This window comes from Streptomyces sp. NPDC001231, from assembly GCF_042896885.1.
Taxonomy (GTDB): Bacteria; Actinomycetota; Actinomycetes; order Streptomycetales; family Streptomycetaceae; genus Streptomyces.
In genome coordinates this window covers 101,174-123,010 of the sequence record NZ_JBIAXS010000018.1, presented here as the reverse complement: position 1 = coordinate 123,010, position 21,837 = coordinate 101,174, and the positions used below count along the sequence as shown (strand labels likewise).

Below are 21,837 nucleotides of genomic sequence, written 5' to 3'. Positions count from 1 at the left end.
GGTCACGCCGCCTCCTGAACGCGTCCCGCGGCCACCAGCCGCGCATACAGCCCGTCTTGTGCCAGGAGGCTCGTGTGCGTCCCGACCCCGTCGATGCGACCGCCGTCCAGGACTACGATCCGGTCGGCGTCCCGTACGGACGCGAGGCGATGGGCGACGACCAGGCAGGTGCGGCCGCGCGCCGCACGGAGCAGCTCGCGGCCGATGCGCGACTCACGGCGCTCGTCCACCGCACTCGTGGCCTCGTCCAGAACCAGGACCGGCGCGTTCGCGAGCAAGGCCCGGGCGAGCGCCAGGCGTTGGCGCTGACCGCCCGAGAGCGTCGCACCGCGCTCGCCGACCTGCGTGTCGTAGCCGTCGGGCAGCCGCGTGATCTCGTCGTGTATGCCGGCGGCACCGGCGGCCGCATACAGCTCCTCGTCGGCCGCGTCGGGGCGGGCCAGGCGGAGGTTGTCGGCGACGGAGGCGTGGAAGAGGTAGGTCTCCTGGGAGACGACCGCGATGCCGCGTCGGAGAGAGGCGAGAGTGAGGGCGGTGTGGTCCGTGCCGTCGAGGATGATGTTCCCTCCGTCCGGGTCCCACTGGCGCAAAAGGAGCGCGAGGAGCGTCGACTTGCCGGCGCCGGAAGGACCGACGATGGCTGTGGTGCGGCCTGGGTCGGCGGTGAACGTGATCCCGCGCAGTGCGGGGCGTGCGGCGCCCGGGTAGGTGAAGTGCACGTCGTCGAAGCGGATCTCGGGCCGTTGGTGCGGAGCCGGCTCGGTGCCTTCGTCGCGTACGGCGGGTTGCGCGGTGCGGAGCTTGGTGATGCCGTCGGCGGCCGAGAGGCCGAGGTAGCCCGCGTGCCATTCGCGTGACAGGTCCCGGATCGGGCGGAAGCACTCGGAGGCCAGCATGAGGACGAGGTAGGTGCCGGTGGCGGCGGTCCGGCCGGATGCGGCGGAGGCGCATGCGACGAGCGCGGCGGCGACCGTGCCGCCCTGGACGGCCAGGTCCGTGATGCCGGTGTCGACGAGTGAGACCCGCAGCTTGGCGACGGTGGCACGGTGCAAGGCCGCCGAACGCTCCTCCAGGCGCGCTCGGGTGCGGGTGACCGCGCCGGCGGCCCGGAGCGCCGGCATGCCCTGGAGCGCCTCGAGGTAGTCCGCGGACAGCGCCTCGTACGAGCCCCAGTGTTCTTGGCCGCGGCGGGCGAGCAGCTTGTCCCACCAGCGCGGGGCGAAGAGGGCCAGGAGGAGAGCCGGAGTGAGGGCGAGCAGTGCGTACGGTTCGACCGCTGCGACGGCGGCGAGGAGCGGGAGCGGCAGCACGCAGGTGACCAGAAGCTGCGGGAGGTAGCGGGAGACGTACGCGTCGACGCCCTCCACACCGTCGACCAGTGTGGCGCGTACGGCTCCCGCGCGGTTGTCCGTGCCGCGCAGGGGCCCGAGAGCGGCGAGGCGTTCGAGGAGCTCGTCGCGCAGGCCGACCCGTACGCGTGCCCCGGCGCGGACGGCGAGGACGCGCTGGCGGTAGCCCAGTACGGCGCGGACGGCGACGGTGGTGAGGACCGCGGCCAGCAGGGCGGGCAGGCCGGAGATCTCCCCGCGCGCGATGCGGGCCAGGGCCAGAGCGATGAGCACCGCCTGGGCGAGGTGGGTGACGGCCACGGCGCCGAGCAGAGCGGTGGCCCCGAGGAGGGGGCGTCGCGCGATCCGTGCGGCGCGCAGCAGTTCCGGGTGGACCATCATGGCCGGTCGGTCCCTTCTGGGGGCTGTGTGCGGACGCCCAGCGCGAGGGCGTGGACGATGTGGGGCGGGCCGCAGGGGCCGTGCTGCCAGGAGCCGATGGGGCGCGAGGCCAGACCCAGGTGGGTGGCGACCGCTTGGGCGAGGCCGACGCCGTGGCCTGCGAGCACGTGGTCCTGGCGCACCTGGGCGGGCGGCGCATCGTCGGGGCAGCCGTGCGCGACGAGCAGGGCACCGACCTGTCCGAGCAGTGACTGGCCCGCGGCCCGGGCGACCAGGTCCGCGGGGGCGGCCTCGCCTGCGGGCGGAGCCGCTGTACCGGGGTGGCGGGCGGTCAGCAGGCGCCACGGGACCGGGGCTGCGCGGCGGGCGGTTGCCAGGACCTGTTCCAGCAGGGTCCTCTCGGGCACGCCCGGGAAGGGCGGCTGCGCACTGCGGCGGGACGTCAGTGCGGTGTCGGGCAGTACGGGAGCCGCCGTGGGGCGCCAGGTCGTCGTGCCGGGCAGGGAACTGAGGATGCGCCACGTCCCTCGGAGGACGGATGGCGAGGTGTGGGATGTCGGGAGGGGTGGGGTGCCGGGGGCGTAGGCCGCCCAGCGGTCGAGGGCGTCGGCCGGCCCGGGTGTGAGTCGTACGGCCGCGAGCGGGTGTTCCGGCTCGGCTCCGTGCCAGTCGGGCGGGAGGCCCGCCGCTGCGGCGAGGAGGGTGATGTCCGCGTCCGGGCACCATTGCGGCGCACCTGCGAGCGCGAGCGCGGCGGTCGCGTGTCCGGTGTCCAGGAGCAGCAGCGGCCATGCTCGATGGCCGTAGTGGGACACCGTGCGCCGCGCGGTGACGGTGAGGACGGCGACCGCGCCCGGCGGCGCGTCGGCGGATACGGTGCCGCGTGCGAGCAGGCGGTGCCGTACGGGGTCGTACGCGTACCGGCCGGGCGGGACCGTGTTGTCGGGGCCCAGCAAGAGGTGGGTGTTGACCGGGTGCAGGGCGCCGGCGGAGGCCGCGGGCCGCAGGCGGTTGCCCCCGAGGGACAGGCGCAGGAGCCGGTCCAGGTGCGGCGGGACCGGGTGAGGCTCCCCGGGCCACGGGGTGACCTGGTGGCCTGCCGGGATGTCGGGGCCGGGTGGCTGTGGGGAGCGGGCACGGGCGAGGGCGGTGTGGAGGGACGTCATCACATGTGGGGCGGTGGCGCGAGGGTGAAGTCGGCGGCGGTGGTGGGCGCACTGGTGCGCCACTGTCGGGACAGCGCCTGTTGCGCGAAGCGCGGGCAGCCGAGGTAGGCGAAGGCCGCGGGCTGGTTCGGGATGAGGCCGGACACGAGGACGCGGGCGACGCGCAGGGGCGTTTCGAGGATGTCCTCGGTGGTCAGGTCGAAGGTGATCACGCGGTGCCGGGCAAGGCGGGAGCTGAGGGCGGATCGTGTGGTGGGTTCGATGTCGGTGATGGGGACGGTGCCGAGCGCGGGGTCGGTGAAGCGGCGGGCGTAGGGGGCCATGCGCGGGTCGAGCCATACCTGGACGTGGGCTCCCAGGTCGCGTACGGCTGCGAAGTCCTCGCCGCAGGCGTCGAGGTAGCGCCGGTCGGGGCGGTGGTCGAGGTAGAGGCCGCGGGCCAGCATGCCCGCGTCGATGGCTTGGAAGACCCAGCCGTCGGCGTCGGTGGTGCCTTGGGTGAAGACCCAGGTGTGGACCGCTTCGAGGACCGCCTTGCGGGCGGCTTCGGCGGGGTCGTAGCGGCAGGCGAAGCCGGCGGCGTGGATGCCGCGGGCGGGATCGTGGACGAGTGCGGCCATGCACGGGGCGAACTCGGAGGGCATCTCGACGATCCACACGTCGAGGGTGGTGCCGGCGAGGTCGTCGAGCAGGCCGGGCACGCTGGCGGGGTCGATGCCGCGGGTCGGGCCGTCGAGGTGCCACCACAGTTCGAGGGCGTCGCGTTCGACGATTTCGAGGAGTGCTCGTTCGACGGCGTCGTCCAGGCCCTGTCCGGTGGCGATGCCCGCGTAGTTGAGGTGGTGGGTGCGCGGAAGCAGGCGGTGCTCGCCCTGGCGCCAGTTGAGATGGGTGAGGGCGACGGGGGCCCAGCACTCCTCGCCGTCCTCGGTGCCGCGGGCCCACAGGGCGGGGGTGTCGGGGGTGAGAGGGCGGTAGGGGAAGTTCTCGCGTGCGTACTGCCAGGGGGCGTAGGCCGGGACGTCGTTCGGACCGTAGAGGCGTTTTCCCTCGGCGGCGAGTTCGGCGGCGGTGGCGCGGCGCGGCGCGTCGGGGTGGTCCTGCGGGGGCACACGGTTGCCGCAGTACCGTTCGACGGCCTCGGCGATGGCGGCGATCCGTGCGCCGGTCGGGTCGCCGAAGGTGGTGCCGAGCGAGACCCGGTCGGCGGGCCACGCGCCGAACCGGCGGGCGTCGGAGACGTCGGCGGTCATCGCGGTGTAGCGGGGCGGGGCTCCGGTGGGGTGCGGTACGGGCTCGACGCCGCGTATCAGCCCGCAGACGGGGTCCACGAGGGATTCGATGGTCAAGTCTGGATCTCCTGGGCGGGATCGATGTGGTGGATGCGCCGGACGACGGGGAGGGAGAGGGCGCTGCCGCGCGTGCGTACGGTGCGGTGGGAGGGCAGCAGGCGGGTGGCCGCCACCGGGTCCTCGCCGGTGTGCGGGTTGCGGGCGTGCGCCGGGAAGTGGTGGCCCGCGACTTCGAGGCGGAGCCGGGTCCCGGCGCGCAGGCGACGGGCCAGGTGTCCGAGCGGAACGGTGAAGGGCCCGGGTTCCGTGCGGCGCACGATGCCGGTGGCGAGCGGTTCGGCCCGGCCGGCGGGGTCGAGCGCGACGAGCCGTACGGCCCAGTCGGCACAGGGCGCGTCGGCGACGGCGTCCAGTCGGGCTTCGGCGGGGCCGAGGATGTCGAGGGTGCGCGGCAGGGGTGGTGACAGCAGCAGGCAGCGGTCCGGGGTGCCCTGGGCGGGGACGTTCAGGTCGTCGGAGCGGACCGGGTGGTGGGGGTCGGCGACGAAGTCGGCGCCGTTCAGGAGGTGCAGGGGGGTGCCGAAGGCGAACGAGGCGGGGTGGCCCGGTCGGGGGCGGCACCAGTGATCGCTGCCGCCGAGCGCGACCGCGCCGGTCCGGTCCGCGAGGGTGCCGGCGAGTGCGGCGCGGGCCCAGCCCGCGTAGAGCTCACCGAGGTTGAGCCGGTGGCCGGGGCGTGCCTCGGGTGCCGGCTCCACGGTGAGCCGGTGGCCCCAGGGGCCGAGCAGCAGCCGGGCGGGGCCGGGCCAGTGCCGCCAGAGCCGGATGGTGTCCTCGGCGAACGGGTCGCGGCTGCCTCCGACGGAGAGCAGGGGCACGCGGGCCCCGGGCATGGCGCGGCGGGGTGCGTGCCACAGGGCGGGCCACGCCGGGAGGTCCAGGATTTCGCTGACCGGGAGGTGTTCCAGCGCCCTCGGGGTGCGGCTTTGGCGGGCGCCGTACTGGGACCACCAGCCGACGCGGGCCTGGAGGCGTTCGGGGCCGGTGGTTTCGCGGGCCGTCTCGGCGAGTCCGAGGGCGGGAACGGCGGCGATCACCGCGTCGGCACCAGGCGTGACGAGGGCGCAGTACGCGGCGTACGAGGCGCCTGCGGCGACCACGTGGCCGTTGCTCCAGCGCTGGGCGCGGATCCAGTGGAGGGTCGTCTCGCCGTCCTTGGGTTCGTGAGCGCCGTACGGGTGCCAGTCGCCCTTCGAAGCGTGTCGGCCGCGTACGTCCTGGGCGAGGGCGGCGAAGCCCCGGGCGGCCCAGCCGCGGAGTTCGGCGCGGTGATGGCGGCGGTCGTAGGGAGTGCGGATGACCACGGTGGGGTGGGGGCCCGGCGCCGGGGGAAGGCAGACGTCGGTCGCCAGGCCGTCGATGCGGACGGTGGTGGTCATCGGCGCAGGTCCAGTGGGGCGACGCGCGGTACCGGCAGGACGGGGTGTTCGGTGACGGTGAGGTCGCGCAGGTCGATGCGGCGCAGCCGGCGCCGCACGGGCAGGGGCGCGCCGTTCGCCCAGGCGATGAGGTCCCCGGTGAGCAGTGCCGCGGTGAGCGCGGCTGACGCCTGCGAGTGGCCGGGGGCCTCGTCGGGGGTGGCGTGGCCGGCCCAGTAGGCGGAGAGTTCGCGGTACGCGGGGGTCGCGGCGAGCCGGCGGAGCCGTACGTGCGCGGCAGTGACGTCACCGGGCGCGCAGGCAAGCGGCTCGAGCCAGGCGTGGGCGCCCTCGCGGTGGCAGCGGAGCCAGGCCGTACCGCGTTGGGGCAGCTCGTCGGCCTCTTCCCAGATGCCTTCGGCGGCGGGCTTGTTCAAGCACCAGACGACGGCGGTGCGGTGGGGGTCCTCGATGCGGAAGTCGCTGCGCACGGTGGCTCCCGCGTCACGGACGCACCGGGTGAGCGGCCCTGTGAGCTCGGGATCGCCGAGCACGACCACGGTGCGTCCGTCGAGCGGGGCAGGTGCCGGTGTGCGGGTGGTGTAGCCCGTCTCCTCGAAGGCTCGTGCGAGGGCCAGCAGTTGGGGGTTGCCGGGACCACCGTCGGTGAGGTGGGAGAGGAGCTCCTTCTCGTCCGCCGTGCCCGTGTTCACCCGCAGGAACCTCCCGTCGGGCGTGCGGACGGCGAGGCCCCGTTGGGGGACGGTGACGAGGACGACGCCGGGGGCGAGCCGCACGGTGGTCACGAGGTTCCTCCAAGGGGGAAGGGGACTGGACGGGCCCGCCCGGGAAGGCGTTCCGGGCGGGCCCAGGTTCGGCAGGCGGGCTTACTTGTCCGCGTCCGCCTCGACGGCGTCGTCGAAGGGGTTCTCGACGAGGGCGTTGGAGTGGGTCGCCGACAGGTGGGCGAGCTGACCCTGCTCCGCGATCGGCGTGAACACCTTGTTCTGCTCCATGAATGAGTCTCCGTTCAGTACGGGTGACCGCGCCGCCGGATCGGCGACGCACCACCGACACTAATGAAGATGATTATCATTTTGCAAGGCTCCGGGGAGCGGGTGATCCGGGTAACACACCGGCCAGCCGCCCTCCGGGTCGCGGCCCACCCGGCCTGCCACGCCCAGGACTTCGGCCAGCAGGGCCGGGGTGACCACCTCGGTCGGCGGGCCGTCCGCCGCCACGCGGCCGTGACGCAGCGCCACAACCCGGTCCGCGAACCGCGCCGCGTGCCCCAGGTCGTGGAGCACCATCACGACCGTCATCCCGCGTTCCTCGCGCAGCCGCACCACCGTCTGCATGACCTCCAGCTGGTGATGCAGGTCGAGGTACGTGGTCGGCTCGTCGAGCAGCAGCACGCGGGTGTCCTGGGCGAGCGCCATGGCCAGCCGTACGCGCTGGCGCTCACCGCCCGAGAGCGCGTCCACCGGCCGGTCCGCCCACTCGGTCACTCCGACGTCGGCCATGGCCCGGGCGCACACCGCGTCGTCGCCGTCGCGGAGCATGCCGAGCGGCCCTCGTGCCGCGTACCGCCCTTGGCGCACCAGGTGGCGCACCGTCATACCCGGTACCTGGGGAGCCTGCTGGTGCAGCAGAGCCGCCCGGCGGGCGGTCGCCCGCCGCGAGAGGCGGGACAGGTCGTCTCCGCCGAGCAGCACCCGTCCGGCGGCCGGTTTCAGCAGGCCGGCGCAGAGCCGCAGCAGGGTGCTCTTGCCGCAGCCGTTGAGGCCGACGAGGGCGACCAGCTCGCCGGTGGCGATGCCCAGGTCGATCCCGTCGAGGACCTCCCGGCCCGGGTAGCCGAAGCGCAGCCCTTCGACCCGTATCGCACCCTTGGTCCCGGCTTCCACGACGACGTCCACCTTCACTCCTCACTCGCCGTGCGGCGACGCGCCACGATCAGCAGCAGCGCCGCGCCACCGCAGGTCGTGAGCGCCCCGACGGGGATGCTCAGCCGGTCCATGTCCAGTGCGGCGGCGGCCATCCGGGACAGCCACTGGGCACCCGCGTCCGCGGCGCCCACCACGACGGCGCCGAGCAGTGCCGCCCCGGGGAGCGCTGCGCGCAGGTCCGCCCCGAAGAGGGCGAACGCGAGATGGGGTACGAGCAGCCCGACGAAGCCCAGCGCGCCGACGGCCGCGACCGCCCCGGCGGTGAGCGCCACGGCGCACACGAGCGCCGCGACCCGCGCCCGTCCGGTGTTCAGCCCGGTCGCCGCGGCCTGTTCCTCCCCGCAGCGCAGCAGGGTCAGGGGGGCCGCCATCGCGCAGGCGGCGACGGCCCACGCGGTCGCCCAGGGCCACAGCAGGTGCCAGTGGGCCCACACGCGGCCCTCGGTGGAGCCGACCAGCCACTGCACGACACTGCCGAGCTCGCCGGGGGCGACCAGCAGCACCATGGCGGTCAGTCCGGCGAGCACCGCCGAGACGAGCACGCCGTTCACGGCCGTCTGCGCGGGGTCACCTCTCTCAGGCCCGGCGAGCAACCACAGCAGCCCCGCCCCCGAGAACCCGCCCAGGCACGCGGCGGTCACCACCGCGGCCGGGGACTCCCAGCCCGCCAGGCCCAGCCCGGTCGCGGTCACCGCGCCCAGAACGGCACCCGGTGTGACGCCGGTGACCTCGGGTCCGGCCAGCGGGTTGCGCAGCGCCGACTGCAGAACCGTGCCGGCCAGGCCCAGTGAGGCGCCCGCCGCCAGCGCCACCAGGGTGCGCGGCAGGCGCAGATGAAGAACGATGTGCCGAGCGGTGGGGTCGCCGCCGCCGCTCAGCACCTCCCAGACGCCAAAGGCCGGCAGCGCGCGTCCGGCGCACAGCCCGGCAGCCGCGACGGCCGCGACGAGTAGCACCAGGAGGGCAGTTCGGCGCGCGTACGTCCGCGTGTACGTCATCGGCGGCTCGCTTTCAGCAGGGCGACGCCCGCCGGGACGCCGATCAGGGCCGTCCAGGCGCCGACCGGGGTCTCGGTCGGCGCCAGGGCGAGCCGCGCCGGCTGGTCCGCGCAGGCCACCACCAGCGCGCCCCACGCCGCCGACCACGGCAGCCAGCCCACCGCGTCCGAGCCCGGACGCAACCGGCGTGCCAGGTGGGGTGCGAGAAACCCGACCCAGGCCACCGGCCCGCACACGGCGACGACCGGCGCGATGAGCAGCACGGAGATGGCGAGCGCGGCCAGCCGTGCCCGTCGTACCCGTACGCCCAGCGCCTGGGCGTCGTCGTCGCCGAGCCGCAGCACGCTCAGCACCGGGGCGCACAGGACCAGCGCCGGGACGGCGATGAGAAGCCAGGGCCCGAGGCCCGTCACGTCGTCCCAGGTCCGGGCGGAGAGGCTGCCGAGCAGGTAGCGGTAGATGAGCTGGAGGTCGAGCTGGTCGGCCAGGACCATCAGCACGAGCAGCGCGGCCTGAAGGGCGGCGGCGACGGCCGCCCCGGTGAGCAGCACGCCCGAGGGGCTGCGCCCGAACCCGGCGGCGAGCAGCGTCAGGACACCGCCGAGCGCCGCGCCGCCGATGGCGAGCAGCGGCTGCACCGCGAGCGGCACGGACAGGGCGAGGACCAGCGGGGCCGCGACGCCGAGCGCGGCCCCGCTGGAGACGCCGAGCATCTCGGGCACGGCGAGCGGATTCCGCAGGGCCTCTTGGAGGACCAGCCCGGCGGCACCCAGGCAGGCACCGGCGACGAGCGCCAGCACGAGCCTGGGCAGCCGCAGTTCGGCAACGACGACGCCGGCAAGGCCGTCCCCGCCGAGCGCGTCGGCGAGTGCGAAAGGCGGCACATACGGCGTTCCCAGGCACAACGCGCTGGAGATGACCGCCACCAGCACCGCGGCGGCCACAGCGACATGGCGCACGGTCCCTTGCCCGGTCACTTCAGTGCTGCCGTCGCCTCGTCGAGGACGATGCCGAGCGACCGGGTGCCGCGGCCCTTGGCCCACACCTCGGAGTCGACCTCGTGGACATCGCCGTTCTTGACGGCCGGGATGCGCGACCAGAGCGGGTTCTTGGCGAGCTTGTCGGAGAGCTTGCCTTCGGAAGAGCCGCCGAAGGAGAGCGTCTCGACGAACAGCACGTCGACGTCGGCGGCGAGGATCTCCTCCATGCTGTACGTACCGTCGACGCCGCGGCTCTTCCACGGGTAGTGCCCGATCTTGGGAAAGAGCCCGGCGGCGACGTCGTTGCCGGGCGTGGCGACGCCGAAGTTCTCGTCGCTGCCGAAGATGATGAGCGCGGTCTTGTCGCTCCTGGCACTCTCGGCCTTGGCGAGCTTGGCGCGGAACGCCTTCTCGGCCGCCTCGCCCTGCGAGGTGCGTCCGGTGAGCGCGGCGAGGTTGCGCAGGTAGCCGACGCTGTCCTCCCAACTGCCCGGTTGCACCGGCCAGAACACCGTCGCGCCCTTCAGCGCCGGCGCGAGCTTGCCGTGCGTGTCCTCCAGGCCGATCACCAGATCCGGCTTGTGGGAGAGGATCGCCTCGGCCTCAGGCGCGAGGAAACCGCCCGGTACGACCGGTATCTTCGCGGCCTTCTCCTTGCCCAGGAACTTCGGATGGGCGAGCAGCCCGGAGTTGGTGGCGGCAGGCGTCATGCCCAGTTCGGCAAGCATGTCGTCGCAGAGCGCGACGAGACAGACCACGCGCCGCGGCGCGGCCTTCGTGGCGACGGTGACGCCCTTGCCATCGGTGATGGAGCGGGCGGCGGTGATGGGCTCGACCTTCACATCGGTCCTGGCCCCCGCATTGCCTCTCCCCTTGTCGCCGGTCTCGGCGGCGGTGGATCCGCAGCCGGTGAGCAGCGCCCCCATGACGGCCGCGGCGGCCCAGCGGCGAACGGTCCGCAGCATTCTGCGTGACATATGACTCTCAGCTCTCCGTCTCGTTCCCAGGGCGGGTGTGGACGTGAGGCGGAGGCGCCCCAGGCCGTTCCCCCACCACACATGCGAGGCACATGATAATCATTATCGATAGTCCGCCCCGCCATCCCTCCAGGAGTCCTGCCATGCCGCTCGCCCCGCGCCTGCTGATAGCCGACCAAGTCGCCGGATCCATACGGGTGCTGAACCTGCCGGACGGCCGGGTGACGGGTGTCGTGGAGGGCCGGCACCTCGCCGAGCACGCCGGCTTCCTCGCCCTCCCGGGCGGCCACTGGGCATTCGTCGACGACCTCGCGGGCGAGCTCGTCGTCCTCGACCCGTACGGCCCGGACGCGGGCCGCCCGCTGATCGCGGCGACGGCGCCGGTGGCCACTCCGGCCGAACACCTGGCGGCCGACGCGTCCGGCCGTCGGCTCGCGGTCACCACAGGTCTGGGCCGCAACTGGGAGCCGTGGTCGGATCTGCTGACCACGGTCGACCTCGACCGCGGCAGGTCGGTCCGGGTACGCACGCAGGCCGGCGAACCGGGCGTGACGGTGCTGTGCGGCTCCGGCGGCCCGCTCGTCGTCCTGCGGCACCGCGAGCCCGGCACGCTGACCGCGTACCGCTACGACGATCTGCAGAGCGCCGCCCCCGCCAGTCCCCCCGCGTCACCCGCGTACGAGACGGAGCTGCCCGACCACGACGGCCATGGCGACGCCTACGACCGGCTCACCGGACGGCTGTTCGCCGCCGCGGCCTCCGGAGTGCACCGGGCCCGGCGCGACGGCGACCGCCTGCTCATGGAGGAGCCGCTACCCTGGGCCGGGCCCGGGCGCGGCTACTACCTGCGGCTCGATCCCGTACGGCGGGCACTGTGGTCGTGCGTACGCGGCGGCCCCACCAACCCGGGGCAATGGCCGGAGTGGACCAACGACGCCTGGTTCCACACCCTCGACGGGGGCCGCACCGGCCGCGTGCCACTCGGCCCCGGGCTGGTCTTCCGGTTCGCAGTCGCCGCTCACCACGTCGCGTACGCACGTGTGCACCCCGACGGCGACGAACTGATCCTGCTGGCAGCCGAACCCTCGGGCGGCGAACCCCGGGTCATCGCCCGTCACCCGCTGCCGCCCATGGACGGCGCGCCGAAGCCCGGAGGAACCCCGTGGGACGGCGTGCAGCGCCGGGCGATCGCCGCCTCGCCGGGTGCCCCGCTCACCGCCGTCACCCGCGGCGGCCACGGCGAGGTCCACCTTTTCGACAAAACCGAGCCCTTGGCCACGCTCACCGTACCGACCCCCCTCGACGACGGCGGCCACCTGGCCCTGACGGCTCCGGGGGACCGCGCCTGGGAGGACCCGGTGGGCCGCTGACCGCGGCCGTACACCCGCCACCGAAGCCCCGCCAGAGGCCGTTTAGCCCGATCGGGTGAAGCAACTCGCGGCCCGGCACAGGCGGTTGGCGGAATGCGATTTGACAGCCTGCCGCCACACCCCCAGCCTATGCTCATGACACCCATTTTCAATAGAGGGGGTTGGTGAGTCATGCGCGTGGCGTTCGTCGGCAAGGGCGGCAGCGGGAAGACCACCCTGTCCGCGCTCTTCTCCCGTCACCTGGCGCGTTCCGGCGCGCCGGTCGTCGCCATCGACGGCGACATCAACCAGCACCTGGCGTTCGCACTCGGTCTCGACGAGGGCGCATCCTTCGGTGCGCCGCCGCTCAGCGCGCGGACCGGTGAGATCAAGGACTACCTGCGAGGTACCAACCCGCGCATCCCGTCCCGCGACGCCATGGTCAAGACGACCCCGCCGGGCCGTGGTTCCCGCCTGCTGCGCCTGCTGGGCGACGACGAGATCCACGTCCACCACGTCCGGGAGGTGCACGGCGTACCGCTGATGGTGACCGGTGCCTTCGGCGAGAGCGACCTCGGCGTGGCCTGCTACCACTCCAAGCTCGGCGCGGTCGAGCTCTACCTCAACCACCTCGTGGACGGGCCCGGCGAGTACGTCGTCGTCGACATGACGGCCGGCGCCGACGCCTTCGCCTCCGGCCTGTTCACCCGCTTCGACATGACCTTCCTGGTGGTGGAGCCGACCCGAAAGAGCGTCTCCGTCTACCGCCAGTACCGTGACCACGCCGCCGAGTTCGGCATCCCCATCGCCGTGGTCGGCAACAAGATCACCGGCGAGGACGACCTGCTCTTCCTCAAAGAGCACGTCGGCGACGACCTCCTCGCGCACTGCGAGCAGTCCTCCTTCGTGCGGGCGCAGGAGCAGGGCCGCGTCCACGGCGAGCTGGAGCCCCACAACGCCCACACCCTGGACCGGCTGCGCGAGGCCGTGGACGCCCGCCCGAAGGACTGGGACGCCTTCCAGAAACACGCCGTCGAATTCCACCTGCGCAACGCCATCGCCTGGGCCAACGAGGCCACCGGCCACGACCTCGCCACCCAGATCGACCCCGACTTCCATCACGGCCCTGCGGCGCTGGCGGCCTGCACCTGACGTACGACGGGCCGGATCAGCGGCTCCCGTCCGTCCCGCACCGGATCGACCCGCACAACAGGCACCCGAACAACAGACAGGACACCCTCTTCATGTCACTCGACGTCTCCCCGCAGCTGCTCACCGAAGCCGAGAAGGGTGAGATCCGGGAGGAAGACTTCGTGGATACGGTCCGTACCTCCCTGCCGTACGCCTACGACCTCATCGCCCACCTGGCCGACGACTTGCGCACGGAAGGCGCGGAGTTCGCGGACAACCAGACGCCGCCGCCGTCCGAGGAGGAGCGCGGCCAGCTGCTGCGGGCCCTGTCCAGCGACGCGATCCGCGGCAGCCTGGAACGGCACTTCGGTATCACCCTGGCCTTCCAGAACTGCCACCGTGTCGCCGCCTTCCACCCCGAGGCCCGTGGTGGAGCGGCCCACACCCGCTTCACCTCGCTGCGCGCCCAGATCCTCAACCAGTCACCCGAGTTCCGCGACTGCTGACCCACACCAGCGCAGCTGTCACTCCGACAGCTCGCTCCGTGGCAGGACCCGGCTTGCGCGCAGGGTCTCTTGCTAGCGTGTGCACGTCCGTGGTGTCGTACTGCGAAGCGAGTGGCGTGATCGATCAGGAGTACCCCGGAAGCGGGTACGGGTTCTTCGACGTCATACGCCTCGGCGTTCGCGCGCTCCTGCACGTCGTCCTCGGCGGCTTCGCGTTCGTCACGGTCGCCTCGGTCGTGTGGTTCCTCGGCCCGGTGGTCGCCCAGGAGGTCTACACGCCACCCGTCGCCGCCTGGTGGACGGTGTTCACCGCCGTCGTCGTCCAGGGGGTTCCCTTCCTGCTGCTGGGCACGCTGGTCTCCGCCGCCATCGGCGCCTTCGTGTCCGAGCGCGTGTTCAGCCGGCTGCTGCCGAAGCGTCCGGCGCTCGCCGTGCCCGTCGCGGGGGCGGCCGGTGTCGTGCTGCCCGGGTGCGAGTGCGCGTCCGTACCGGTGGCCGGAAGCCTGATGCGGCGCGGGGTGGCCCCGGCCGCCGCGCTCGCGTTCCTGCTTTCCGCGCCCGCGATCAACCCTGTCGTCCTCGTCGCCACCTCCATCGCCTTTCCCGGGCAGCCGCTGATGGTGGCGGCCCGGTTCGTCGCCTCCCTCGCCACGGCCGTCGTCATGGGGTGGCTGTGGGCCCGCTTCGGCAGGGAGGAGTGGCTGCGGCTGCCCAGGACCCGTACGGCCCCGTCGACCACCTCACGCGGACGTGCAGGTGCCTTCGCGGCCGGACTGCAGCACGACTTCCTGCACGCCGGGGGTTTCCTCGTGCTCGGCTCGGCGGCCGCGGCGACCTTCAACATCGCGGTGCCGCGCTCACTCCTGGACACCTTCACCGGGTCCGCCTGGCTGTCGGTGCTCCTGCTGGCGCTGCTCGCCGTGGTGCTGTGCGTGTGCAGCGAGGCCGACGCGTTCGTGGCCGCGTCGCTGAGCGGGTTCTCACCGACCGCGCGGCTGGCGTTCATGGTGGTCGGGCCGATGGTCGACCTGAAGCTGATCGCGCTGCAGGCGGGCACGTTCGGCCGGGCCTTCGCCCTCCGGTTCTCGTCGGCGACCTGGGCGGTCGCCCTGGTGAGCAGTGTGCTCGTGGGTGGGTGGCTGCTGTGAGGCGGTACGGGCCGGCCGTGCTGATGCTGCTGATGGCTGCCGCGATGCTGCGGATCACGCTGTTCAGTGACCTGTATCTGCGGTACGTACAGGCCGGGTTGCGGCCGTATCTGATCGCGTCCGGGGTGCTTCTGGGGCTGCTCGGGGTGCTGGCGGCGGCGAGGGCACGAACGGCGCGGGAAGGCACCGGACACGCGGGCGAGGACGCGCGCCCGGACGAGGACGCGCACGACCACGGCCACTCCCACTCCCACACGGTCGGCCCGCGCCTGGCCTGGCTTCTCGCTCTCCCCGCCACCGCCCTGCTGCTCTTCCCGCCGCCCGCGCTCGGCTCCTACAGCGCGGCCCGGGAGGACGCCCGGCGCGCGGCGGTGGGCGTCGGCACGTTCCCGGCACTGCCGTCCGGCGACCCGGTGGACCTGAGTGTGGCCGCGTTCGCCTCCCGCGCGGTCTACGACAGCGGGCGTTCGCTGCAGGGCCGTACGGTCCGGCTGACCGGCTTCGTCACCCACGGGGACGGCGGCACCTGGTACGTGACCCGGCTGCTGGTCTCGTGCTGCGCGGCCGACGCGACGACGAACAAGGTGCTGGTTCGCGGCGCGGACGCCCCGGCGACGGACACGTGGGTGACAGTGACGGGCATCTGGCACCCCACGGGCAAGCCGGGGTCGTCTGCGGCCTGGCCCCCGGTGCTGGACGCGACGACGGTCAGGCAGGTCGAGGAGCCGTCGGACCCGTACGAAAAGCGTTGACCCGGTCGACGCAGCCTGGACACGTACGGACGATCGACGGTGGAGATACCGCGGGCGTCCGTACCGCCATCCCGGCTATCGGGAACTGTAAGGGAGGAGTGCCATCTCGCGTGCGTTCTTGATGGCCTGCGCTATCTGTCGCTGCTGCTGACGCGTCACGCGGGTCACCCGGCGGCTGCGGATCTTTCCGCGGTCGGAGATGAACTTCCGCAGCAGGTCGGTGTCCTTGTAGTCGATGTACGTGATGCCGGCGGCGTCCAGCGGGTTGACGCGCTGAGGCTTGGCGGCCTGCCGCCGGGTACTTGTGCGTCGGGGCATGGTGAGGTCGGTCCTCTCTTTCAACGGGATGCGATGGAATGCGCGGGCGATCCGGCGGGGCACCTGGGGTGGGACGAGTGGATGACGCGCTCTCAGTGCCGGGCCGGGTCGCGGTTCAGGCCACTGGGTCGAGCAAGCCGTCGAAGGCGTGCGGAAGTTGTTTCCAGTGGTCCCTGCCCGCCGCGTACTCGTCGTCGGTGAGCAGGCACGAGTCGAGCAGGGCCAGTAGACCGTCACGGTCCAGGCCGGGCGAGGTGAACGTGAAGTACTGGCAGCGGTCACCGTGTTCGGGGTGCCAGTCCACGGAGGCGGCCAGGCGGCGTTCGGCGGGCACCATCTCCCAGGCGGCGTCGGGCAGGGCGGCCAGCCAGGGTCCGGCCGACTCCACGCACAGCGCGCCGCCGGCGGCGTCCCACGACAGCAGGGTGTCGGGGCGGTCGGCCAGCCAGAACCGCCCGCGGCTGCGGGCGGCGGCGCAGGTCAGGTCCTCCAGCGCCGCGTAGAGGCGCTGCGGGTGGAAGGGGCGTGTCCGCCGCCAGACGAAGGTGCTCACGCCGTACTCGTCGCACTCCTGCGGCAGCAGCGCGCACGCCGGGTGCAGGCGGGCGGCGGCCGCGGCCACGTCGAAGCCCGCCAGCAGGGCGGCCTGCAAACCGCCGCCGGCCAGGTGTATCTTTCGTGCGCCCGGCGTGAGCTGGGCGAGCAGCGCGTGGTCGGTGTCGTCGGCGGGCTCGACGCCCTCTGCGCCCGAGCCGTCCTCGGCGAGGGCGATCAGCGTGGGGTATTCCAGTTGCCGGGCGAAGGTGTCGGCGACGGTGCGCTGGTCGGTCGGGGCGGCGGCGAGGCCGACGTCGGCCAGGTCGTCGCCGTTGGACAGGTACGGCAGGACGAGTGCCGGGTCGACCGCGGTGGCGACCCCGGTCAGCGCCAGCGGTGCGCCCGCGGCGGCGATGACCGCGGCCATTGCCTGGGGTTCGACGGAGTCCCACAGTTCCACGACGGCCAGCCGGTGTCTGCCTTCCTCGGCCAGCCGCAGCAGTTCGGGGACGAGGTCCTCGCGCAGCGCGCAGCACGCGCAGTCGTTCACCAGGGGTGCGTCGCCGCTGCCCAGCAGGCCGTCGGCGGCGCGTACGGTGCGGTGCACCGCGCTGTCGACGGCGGACGTCAGGTCGTGGTGCAGCACGACCGAGCCGGGGACCGTGCGCAGGATCTCCTCCACGGCGGCCCGGCGGGCATCCGCGTGCAGCCCGGCGACGATCGCGACCGGCAGTCGCGCCCGGTCCGCGCTCACCGCTCGCTCCGGCCGCGGCCGTAACGCCGCTCGAAGCGCTCGACCCGCCCCGCGGTGTCCAGGACCCGCTGGGTGCCGGTGTAGAAGGGGTGGCTCGCCGAGGAGATCTCGACGTCGATGACCGGGTAGGTGTTGCCGTCCTCCCACTCGACGGTCTTGTCGCTCGTGGCCGTAGACCGAGTGAGGAAGGCGAAGTTCGCGACCCGGTCACGGAAGACGACCGGGCGGTAGGCGGGGTGGATTCCGGGCTTCACGGTATTCAGCGCTCCTCACGGAAGTCGACGTGGCGGCCGGCGACCGGGTCGTACTTGCGCAGCGTCAGCCGGTCGGGGTCGTTACGGCGGTTTTTTCGGGTCACGTAGGTGTAGCCGGTGCCGGCGGTGGACCTCAGCTTGATGATCGGACGCAGTTCGTTGCGAGGCATGGACAGCACCATACAGGAGATTGGTTTTCATTTTCATTTAGCTGCTAGTGTGCTGCCCCAGCCGCCATCGAGGAGGAACCATGTCCGCCCACTGCCAACTCACCGGTCGACAGCCCGGCTTCGGCCATCACATCTCCCATTCCCACCGGCGCAGCAAGCGCCGCTTCGACCCCAACATCCAGTCCAAGCGCTACTGGCTGCCGAGCGAAGGCCGCCACGTCCGGCTCACCCTCTCCGCCAAGGGCATCAAGACGGTCGACACGATCGGCATCGAGGCCGCGGTGGCCCGCATCCGCGCCCGGGGAGGGAAGGTCTGATGGCGAAGAAGAGCAAGATCGCGAAGAACGAACAGCGGCGCCTCGTCGTGGCCCGCCATGCCGCTCGCCGCGCCGAGCTGAAGGCGATCGTCTCGTCCCCCCGGACATCCGACGACGAACGCGCCGCCGCCCAGCGGGAACTGCGCCGGCAGCCCCGCGACGCCAGCGCCACCCGCCTCCGCAACCGCGACTCCGTGGACGGGCGCCCCCGCGGCCACCTGCGTGCCTTCGGCCTGTCCCGCATCCGCGTACGCGAGATGGCCCATGCGGGCGAACTCCCCGGCGTGACCAAGAGCAGCTGGTGACCCGCACCCGATCCGCTCGCCCCTCGAGGCCGCACCGCAACCAACGCGGCTGATTCCCACTGAGCCGCCCGCGCGTGCGGCCTTGCCAGGGCGACGAACGGACCGTGAGCGATCTGCTGATCGGCAAGTGGAGTTCGCGGACGTGCTCGTGCTCAACAGGCTGGACCTGGCCGACGAGGCCGGCACCGACCGGGTGCGCGGGGTGCCGGCACGGTGACCCACTGGAAGATCGCCCGCTCGACCTGGTCGACGTCCCGCCACGGCCCTTGCATCCCGGTCCGCCGCCGCGCGGGCCGTGGCGGCGTCACCGACAGCCGCCCCGTGGACGCGGAGAGCGTGGAGCGCTCGACCGAGGCCCTGGCCGCAACCACCGGATTCGCCGAGGTCGAGCACACCCTGGAGCTCACGGGCGTCTGCCGCCTCTGCCAGTCACGGGCGACGCCCTCGCACGAGTAGCCGGCGCGTCAATTCTCCGCAACGATTGCCATATCGGCACAATCAGGTCATGGTTGTGATATTCACTTCCATCTAGCGTGGTGTATATGCCCGGACCGATCCGGGTCGGACCAGTCGCTTTCGCGAAGGCCCCTGCAGCACGCGTCGTGGAGAATGCATGCCCACGTTCCCGTCCTGCCGTCTCGCTCTCCTCATGGGCGCCTGCCTGGCTCTCGTGGCCGGCTGCGGCAGCTCCTCGGGCTCCAAGAGCGACGGGAGCGTCTCGCAGACCCCGGCCGTCTCCTCGAAGGTCACGGTGGTCGCCTCGACGAACGTGTACGGCGACATCGTCGAGCAGATAGGCGGCGGCAAGGTCGCCGTCACGTCGGTCATCAGCGACCCCGACCAGGACCCGCACTCCTACGAGGCCAACACCCAGAACCAGCTGGTCCTGTCCAAGGCGAAGCTCGTCATCGAGAACGGCGGCGGCTACGACGACTTCATCGACCGAATGCTCAAGAGCAGCAACTCCTCCGCCGAGGTCATCAACGCCGTCAAGGTCTCCGGCAAGACCGCCCCGAAGGGCGGCGAGCTCAACGAGCACGTCTGGTACGACTTCCCCACCGCCGCCAAGATCGCCGATCGCATAGCCACGGCCCTGGGCAAGGCAGAACCCGCCGACGCGGCCACCTTCACCAAGAACGCCGAGACCTTCAAGGCGAGGCTCGAGCCGCTCGAGGCGAAGGAAGCGCAGATCAAGAAGGTCCACGGGGGCGAGGCCATCGCCGTCACCGAGCCCGTGCCGCTGTACATGACCGAGGCCGGCGGGCTGGTGAACAAGACTCCCGAGGAGTTCAGCAAGGCCGTCGAGGAAGGCAGTGACGTCTCTCCCAAGGTCTTGCAGGCCACTCTCGCGTTGTTCACCGGCAAGCAGGTCAAGGCGCTGGTCTACAACGCACAGACCTCCGGTCCGCAGACCGAGAAGATCGAACAGGCGGCCAAGGCGGCCGGCATCCCCGTCATTCCCGTCACCGAGACCCTGCCCAAGGGCAAGGACTACGTCGGGTGGATGACCTCCAACGTCGACGCGCTGGCCGACGCGCTGAACAAGTGAGGTGACCAGAGGTGGCTCCCGTACCCCGGGCCCGCGAGAGCAGGACGGAAACCAGCGTCGTCGGCGCAGACACCGCCCCGCTGATCAGCCTCAGCAACGCCGCCGTGGCCTACGGCACGCGGACGGTATGGCGTGATCTGGACCTCGAGATACGGCCCGGGGAGTTCCTCGCCGTGCTCGGGCCGAACGGGTCGGGCAAAACGAGCCTGGTGAAAGCCCTGCTGGGCCGGCAGCCGCTGTCCGCGGGAACGCTGACCGTCCTCGGCCGCCCTCCCCGCGACGCCGGACGGCACATCGGGTACGTCCCCCAGCAGGCCGCCCTGTCCGCGCAGACGATGCTGCGCGCCCGCGACCTGGTGCGCTTCGGGATCGACGGCCGCCGCTTCGGCCCGCGGCTGCGCACGAGCGCCGTCCGCCGGCGGGTCGACGAGATCCTGGAGCAGGTCGGGGCCTTCTCGTACGGCGACGTCCCGCTCGGACTGCTGTCCGGTGGCGAACGCCAGCGCGTCCGCATCGCGCAGGCACTGGCCACCGACCCGCGCATCCTGTTGTGCGACGAACCGCTGCTCTCCCTGGACCTGAACCACCAGCGGGCCGTCACCGAACTGATCGACGCCCGCCGCCGCTCCCATGACACGGCGGTGGTCTTCGTGACCCACGAGATCAACCCGGTCCTCGACCTGGTGGACCGGGTGCTGTACCTGGCACCGGGCGGCCACCGGGTCGGCACGCCGGAGGACGTCCTGACCTCCGGCTCGCTCTCCCGCCTGTACGGCACGCAGATCGACGTCGTCCGCGTCCACGGCCGGATCGTGGTGGCCGGCGTACCCGAAGAACCGGCTGCCCAGCTTCACCACAGCCACGAACTCCACGAGTCCGGCGAGGCCCGGTCATGACGCTCGCCGACGGGATCTGGCAGCAGATCTTCAACTTCGACAACTACGGCGAACTGCTCGCCCTGGTCCGCAACTCCCTCGTCGCCGGCGCCGCACTCGGCCTGATCGGCGGCCTGGCCGGGGTCTTCGTCATCATGCGCGACCTGCCCTTCGCGGTGCACGGCATCAGCGAACTGTCCTTCGCGGGCGCCTCGGCCGCGCTGCTGCTGGGGGCGAACGTCGTGGCGGGCTCGATCGTCGGCTCGCTCGTCGCGGCCGGGGTGATCGGCGTCCTGGGAGCGCGGGCCCGGGACCGCAACTCGGTGATCGGCATCCTCATGCCGTTCGGCCTGGGGCTGGGTGTCCTCTTCCTCGCCCTCTACAAGGGCCGGGCGGCCAACAAGTTCGGCCTGCTCACCGGTCAGATCGTCGCCGTGGACACCCCGCAGACGACCTGGCTGCTCAGCACCTCCGCCGTGGTCCTGGTGGCTCTGGTGGTGATGTGGCGGCCTCTGTCCTTCGCCAGCGCCGACCCGGACGTCGCCGAGGCCCGCGGCGTCCCGGTGCGAGGACTGTCCTTCGCCTTCATGCTCGTGCTCGGCCTCGCCGTCGCCCTGTCCGTGCAGGTCGTCGGCGCCCTGCTGGTCCTCACCCTCGTCGTCACTCCCGCAGCGGCCGCCGCCCGCGTCACCGCCTCCCCCGTACTGCTACCACTGCTCAGCACCGTCTTCGCAGTGATCTCCATCGAGGGCGGCATTCTCCTCGCCCTGGGCAGCAGCATCCCCATCAGCCCGTACGTCACGACGATCTCGTTCACGATCTACGCCGTCTGCCGCTTGGTCGGCAAGTACCGCACCCGCCGTCCGGGAGCCAGAAGGACGGTCCCGCAGCCCGCCTGACCGAGCAGGCGGCGGCAGTCGCGACGTGCAGTGGCCGACGTCATCTGCCGAGGAAGCCTGCGCGTCGGCCTCCGTTCGACCGGGCGCACGGTACGGGCACACACTTGAGGAGGGGATCCGTCACTCAGCAGCGGCGGAAGGAGTCCTTCATGCATCCCCTCACCGTCGCCAGTGGCGCAGCCGGGCGTCTCGCCCACTACGCCGTCTCCGGAGTGGTGGGCGGCCTGATCATCCGGGGAGTCACGAAACGCGCACCCGACGGCCAACCCGCCGTCCGGAAGGCCCTCGTCGGTGGTATCGCCCGCGGCATCGTCGTCGGCCGCTGGGTCGCATCGGCCGCCGAAGAAGCCCGGCTCAAAGCAGGAGACATGATCGCGGAGGCCCGCACCACGCTCGGTGAGGAGGCACCGCCGCCCTCCGCGGTGAACCTCGCAGACGACGATCACGGGCACGAGCACTGATC

General features: G+C 72.5%; 26 protein-coding genes and 1 pseudogene. 13 read left to right on the top strand and 14 right to left on the bottom strand.

What is annotated here, in order from left to right:
• Positions 1-2: 2 nt before the first annotated feature.
• From ACFY3J_RS22485 to ACFY3J_RS22440, 10 genes are all read right to left on the bottom strand, one after another.
• A complete protein-coding gene (locus ACFY3J_RS22485; protein ID WP_390841590.1) occupies positions 3-1,730 on the bottom strand; it encodes an ABC transporter ATP-binding protein/permease in 1,728 nt (575 codons plus the stop codon).
• Complete coding sequence (locus ACFY3J_RS22480; RefSeq protein ID WP_390841589.1) at positions 1,727-2,896, bottom strand: hypothetical protein; 1,170 nt, start codon at positions 2,894-2,896, stop codon at positions 1,727-1,729. Before ACFY3J_RS22480 ends, ACFY3J_RS22485 begins: the two co-directional genes overlap by 4 nt.
• Positions 2,896-4,245 carry a YcaO-like family protein gene (locus ACFY3J_RS22475; RefSeq protein ID WP_390841588.1) on the bottom strand — a complete coding sequence of 450 codons (1,350 nt, stop codon included), beginning with the start codon at positions 4,243-4,245 and terminating at the stop codon, positions 2,896-2,898. Before ACFY3J_RS22475 ends, ACFY3J_RS22480 begins: the two co-directional genes overlap by 1 nt.
• Positions 4,242-5,627: a CocE/NonD family hydrolase gene (locus ACFY3J_RS22470; RefSeq protein WP_390841587.1), complete on the bottom strand. Its 1,386-nt coding sequence runs from the start codon at positions 5,625-5,627 to the stop codon at positions 4,242-4,244. The genes ACFY3J_RS22475 and ACFY3J_RS22470 overlap by 4 nt, the downstream gene beginning before the upstream one ends.
• Positions 5,624-6,412, bottom strand: coding sequence for a hypothetical protein (locus tag ACFY3J_RS22465; protein ID WP_390841586.1), 789 nt, complete (start codon positions 6,410-6,412; stop codon positions 5,624-5,626). The genes ACFY3J_RS22470 and ACFY3J_RS22465 overlap by 4 nt, the downstream gene beginning before the upstream one ends.
• Before the next feature lie 81 nt (positions 6,413-6,493).
• Positions 6,494-6,622, bottom strand: a complete 129-nt coding sequence (amiA, locus tag ACFY3J_RS22460) for a streptamidine family RiPP (protein ID WP_267882580.1) — start codon at positions 6,620-6,622, stop codon at positions 6,494-6,496.
• 60 nt (positions 6,623-6,682) lie between these two features.
• A complete protein-coding gene (locus tag ACFY3J_RS22455) occupies positions 6,683-7,531 on the bottom strand; it encodes an ABC transporter ATP-binding protein (RefSeq protein ID WP_390841585.1) in 849 nt (282 codons plus the stop codon).
• Positions 7,528-8,553 (bottom strand): FecCD family ABC transporter permease, encoded by a 1,026-nt coding sequence (locus ACFY3J_RS22450; protein ID WP_390841584.1) that lies wholly within the window; start codon positions 8,551-8,553, stop codon positions 7,528-7,530. Before ACFY3J_RS22450 ends, ACFY3J_RS22455 begins: the two co-directional genes overlap by 4 nt.
• A complete protein-coding gene (locus ACFY3J_RS22445) occupies positions 8,550-9,512 on the bottom strand; it encodes a FecCD family ABC transporter permease (protein ID WP_390841583.1) in 963 nt (320 codons plus the stop codon). The genes ACFY3J_RS22450 and ACFY3J_RS22445 overlap by 4 nt, the downstream gene beginning before the upstream one ends.
• Positions 9,513-9,526: 14 nt before the next feature.
• On the bottom strand, positions 9,527-10,510 hold the full coding sequence (locus ACFY3J_RS22440; protein ID WP_390841582.1) for an ABC transporter substrate-binding protein: 984 nt from the start codon (positions 10,508-10,510) through the stop codon (positions 9,527-9,529).
• Between the two features lie 143 nt (positions 10,511-10,653).
• On the opposite strand from ACFY3J_RS22440, the gene ACFY3J_RS22435 reads away from it, so the two are divergent.
• From ACFY3J_RS22435 to ACFY3J_RS22415, 5 genes are all read left to right on the top strand, one after another.
• Complete coding sequence (locus ACFY3J_RS22435) at positions 10,654-11,880, top strand: hypothetical protein (protein WP_390841581.1); 1,227 nt, start codon at positions 10,654-10,656, stop codon at positions 11,878-11,880.
• A gap of 171 nt (positions 11,881-12,051) precedes the next feature.
• Entirely contained in the window at positions 12,052-13,011 is a 960-nt protein-coding gene (locus tag ACFY3J_RS22430; protein WP_390841580.1) for an ATP-binding protein, read from the top strand.
• 92 nt (positions 13,012-13,103) lie between these two features.
• On the top strand, positions 13,104-13,496 hold the full coding sequence (locus ACFY3J_RS22425; RefSeq protein ID WP_390841579.1) for an SCO5389 family protein: 393 nt from the start codon (positions 13,104-13,106) through the stop codon (positions 13,494-13,496).
• Positions 13,497-13,615: 119 nt separating this feature from the next.
• The gene (locus tag ACFY3J_RS22420) at positions 13,616-14,644 is read left to right on the top strand and encodes a permease (protein ID WP_390841629.1); all 1,029 of its coding nucleotides are present in this window, start codon (positions 13,616-13,618) and stop codon (positions 14,642-14,644) included.
• Positions 14,641-15,396: a TIGR03943 family putative permease subunit gene (locus tag ACFY3J_RS22415; protein WP_390841628.1), complete on the top strand. Its 756-nt coding sequence runs from the start codon at positions 14,641-14,643 to the stop codon at positions 15,394-15,396. Before ACFY3J_RS22420 ends, ACFY3J_RS22415 begins: the two co-directional genes overlap by 4 nt.
• Positions 15,397-15,471: 75 nt before the next feature.
• Here the strand turns inward: ACFY3J_RS22415 and rpsR are convergent, their stop codons facing one another.
• From rpsR to rpmG, 4 genes are all read right to left on the bottom strand, one after another.
• Positions 15,472-15,714, bottom strand: coding sequence for a 30S ribosomal protein S18 (gene rpsR / locus ACFY3J_RS22410; protein ID WP_390841578.1), 243 nt, complete (start codon positions 15,712-15,714; stop codon positions 15,472-15,474).
• A gap of 115 nt (positions 15,715-15,829) precedes the next feature.
• Positions 15,830-17,005 carry a GTP-binding protein gene (locus tag ACFY3J_RS22405; protein WP_390841577.1) on the bottom strand — a complete coding sequence of 392 codons (1,176 nt, stop codon included), beginning with the start codon at positions 17,003-17,005 and terminating at the stop codon, positions 15,830-15,832.
• Positions 17,002-17,259 (bottom strand): type B 50S ribosomal protein L31, encoded by a 258-nt coding sequence (locus ACFY3J_RS22400; protein WP_390841576.1) that lies wholly within the window; start codon positions 17,257-17,259, stop codon positions 17,002-17,004. The genes ACFY3J_RS22405 and ACFY3J_RS22400 overlap by 4 nt, the downstream gene beginning before the upstream one ends.
• A gap of 5 nt (positions 17,260-17,264) precedes the next feature.
• Complete coding sequence (gene rpmG / locus ACFY3J_RS22395) at positions 17,265-17,429, bottom strand: 50S ribosomal protein L33 (protein ID WP_390841575.1); 165 nt, start codon at positions 17,427-17,429, stop codon at positions 17,265-17,267.
• A gap of 80 nt (positions 17,430-17,509) precedes the next feature.
• Between rpmG and rpmB the strand changes: the two genes are divergently transcribed.
• From rpmB to ACFY3J_RS22355, 8 genes and pseudogenes are all read left to right on the top strand, one after another.
• On the top strand, positions 17,510-17,746 hold the full coding sequence (gene rpmB, locus ACFY3J_RS22390) for a 50S ribosomal protein L28 (protein ID WP_020937821.1): 237 nt from the start codon (positions 17,510-17,512) through the stop codon (positions 17,744-17,746).
• A complete protein-coding gene (rpsN, locus tag ACFY3J_RS22385; protein WP_390841574.1) occupies positions 17,746-18,051 on the top strand; it encodes a 30S ribosomal protein S14 in 306 nt (101 codons plus the stop codon). Before rpmB ends, rpsN begins: the two co-directional genes overlap by 1 nt.
• Before the next feature lie 86 nt (positions 18,052-18,137).
• Positions 18,138-18,265, top strand: a pseudogene (locus tag ACFY3J_RS22380) (GTP-binding protein); the annotation flags it as partial.
• Positions 18,265-18,507, top strand: coding sequence for a hypothetical protein (locus ACFY3J_RS22375; protein ID WP_390841573.1), 243 nt, complete (start codon positions 18,265-18,267; stop codon positions 18,505-18,507). The pseudogene ACFY3J_RS22380 and the gene ACFY3J_RS22375, both read left to right, overlap by 1 nt.
• A gap of 157 nt (positions 18,508-18,664) precedes the next feature.
• Positions 18,665-19,600: a metal ABC transporter solute-binding protein, Zn/Mn family gene (locus ACFY3J_RS22370; protein WP_390841572.1), complete on the top strand. Its 936-nt coding sequence runs from the start codon at positions 18,665-18,667 to the stop codon at positions 19,598-19,600.
• Positions 19,601-19,611: 11 nt separating this feature from the next.
• Positions 19,612-20,496 carry a metal ABC transporter ATP-binding protein gene (locus ACFY3J_RS22365; RefSeq protein WP_390841571.1) on the top strand — a complete coding sequence of 295 codons (885 nt, stop codon included), beginning with the start codon at positions 19,612-19,614 and terminating at the stop codon, positions 20,494-20,496.
• On the top strand, positions 20,493-21,374 hold the full coding sequence (locus tag ACFY3J_RS22360; protein WP_390841570.1) for a metal ABC transporter permease: 882 nt from the start codon (positions 20,493-20,495) through the stop codon (positions 21,372-21,374). Before ACFY3J_RS22365 ends, ACFY3J_RS22360 begins: the two co-directional genes overlap by 4 nt.
• A 149-nt stretch (positions 21,375-21,523) precedes the next feature.
• Positions 21,524-21,835, top strand: coding sequence for a DUF1490 family protein (locus ACFY3J_RS22355; RefSeq protein WP_390841569.1), 312 nt, complete (start codon positions 21,524-21,526; stop codon positions 21,833-21,835).
• Positions 21,836-21,837 lie beyond the last annotated feature (2 nt).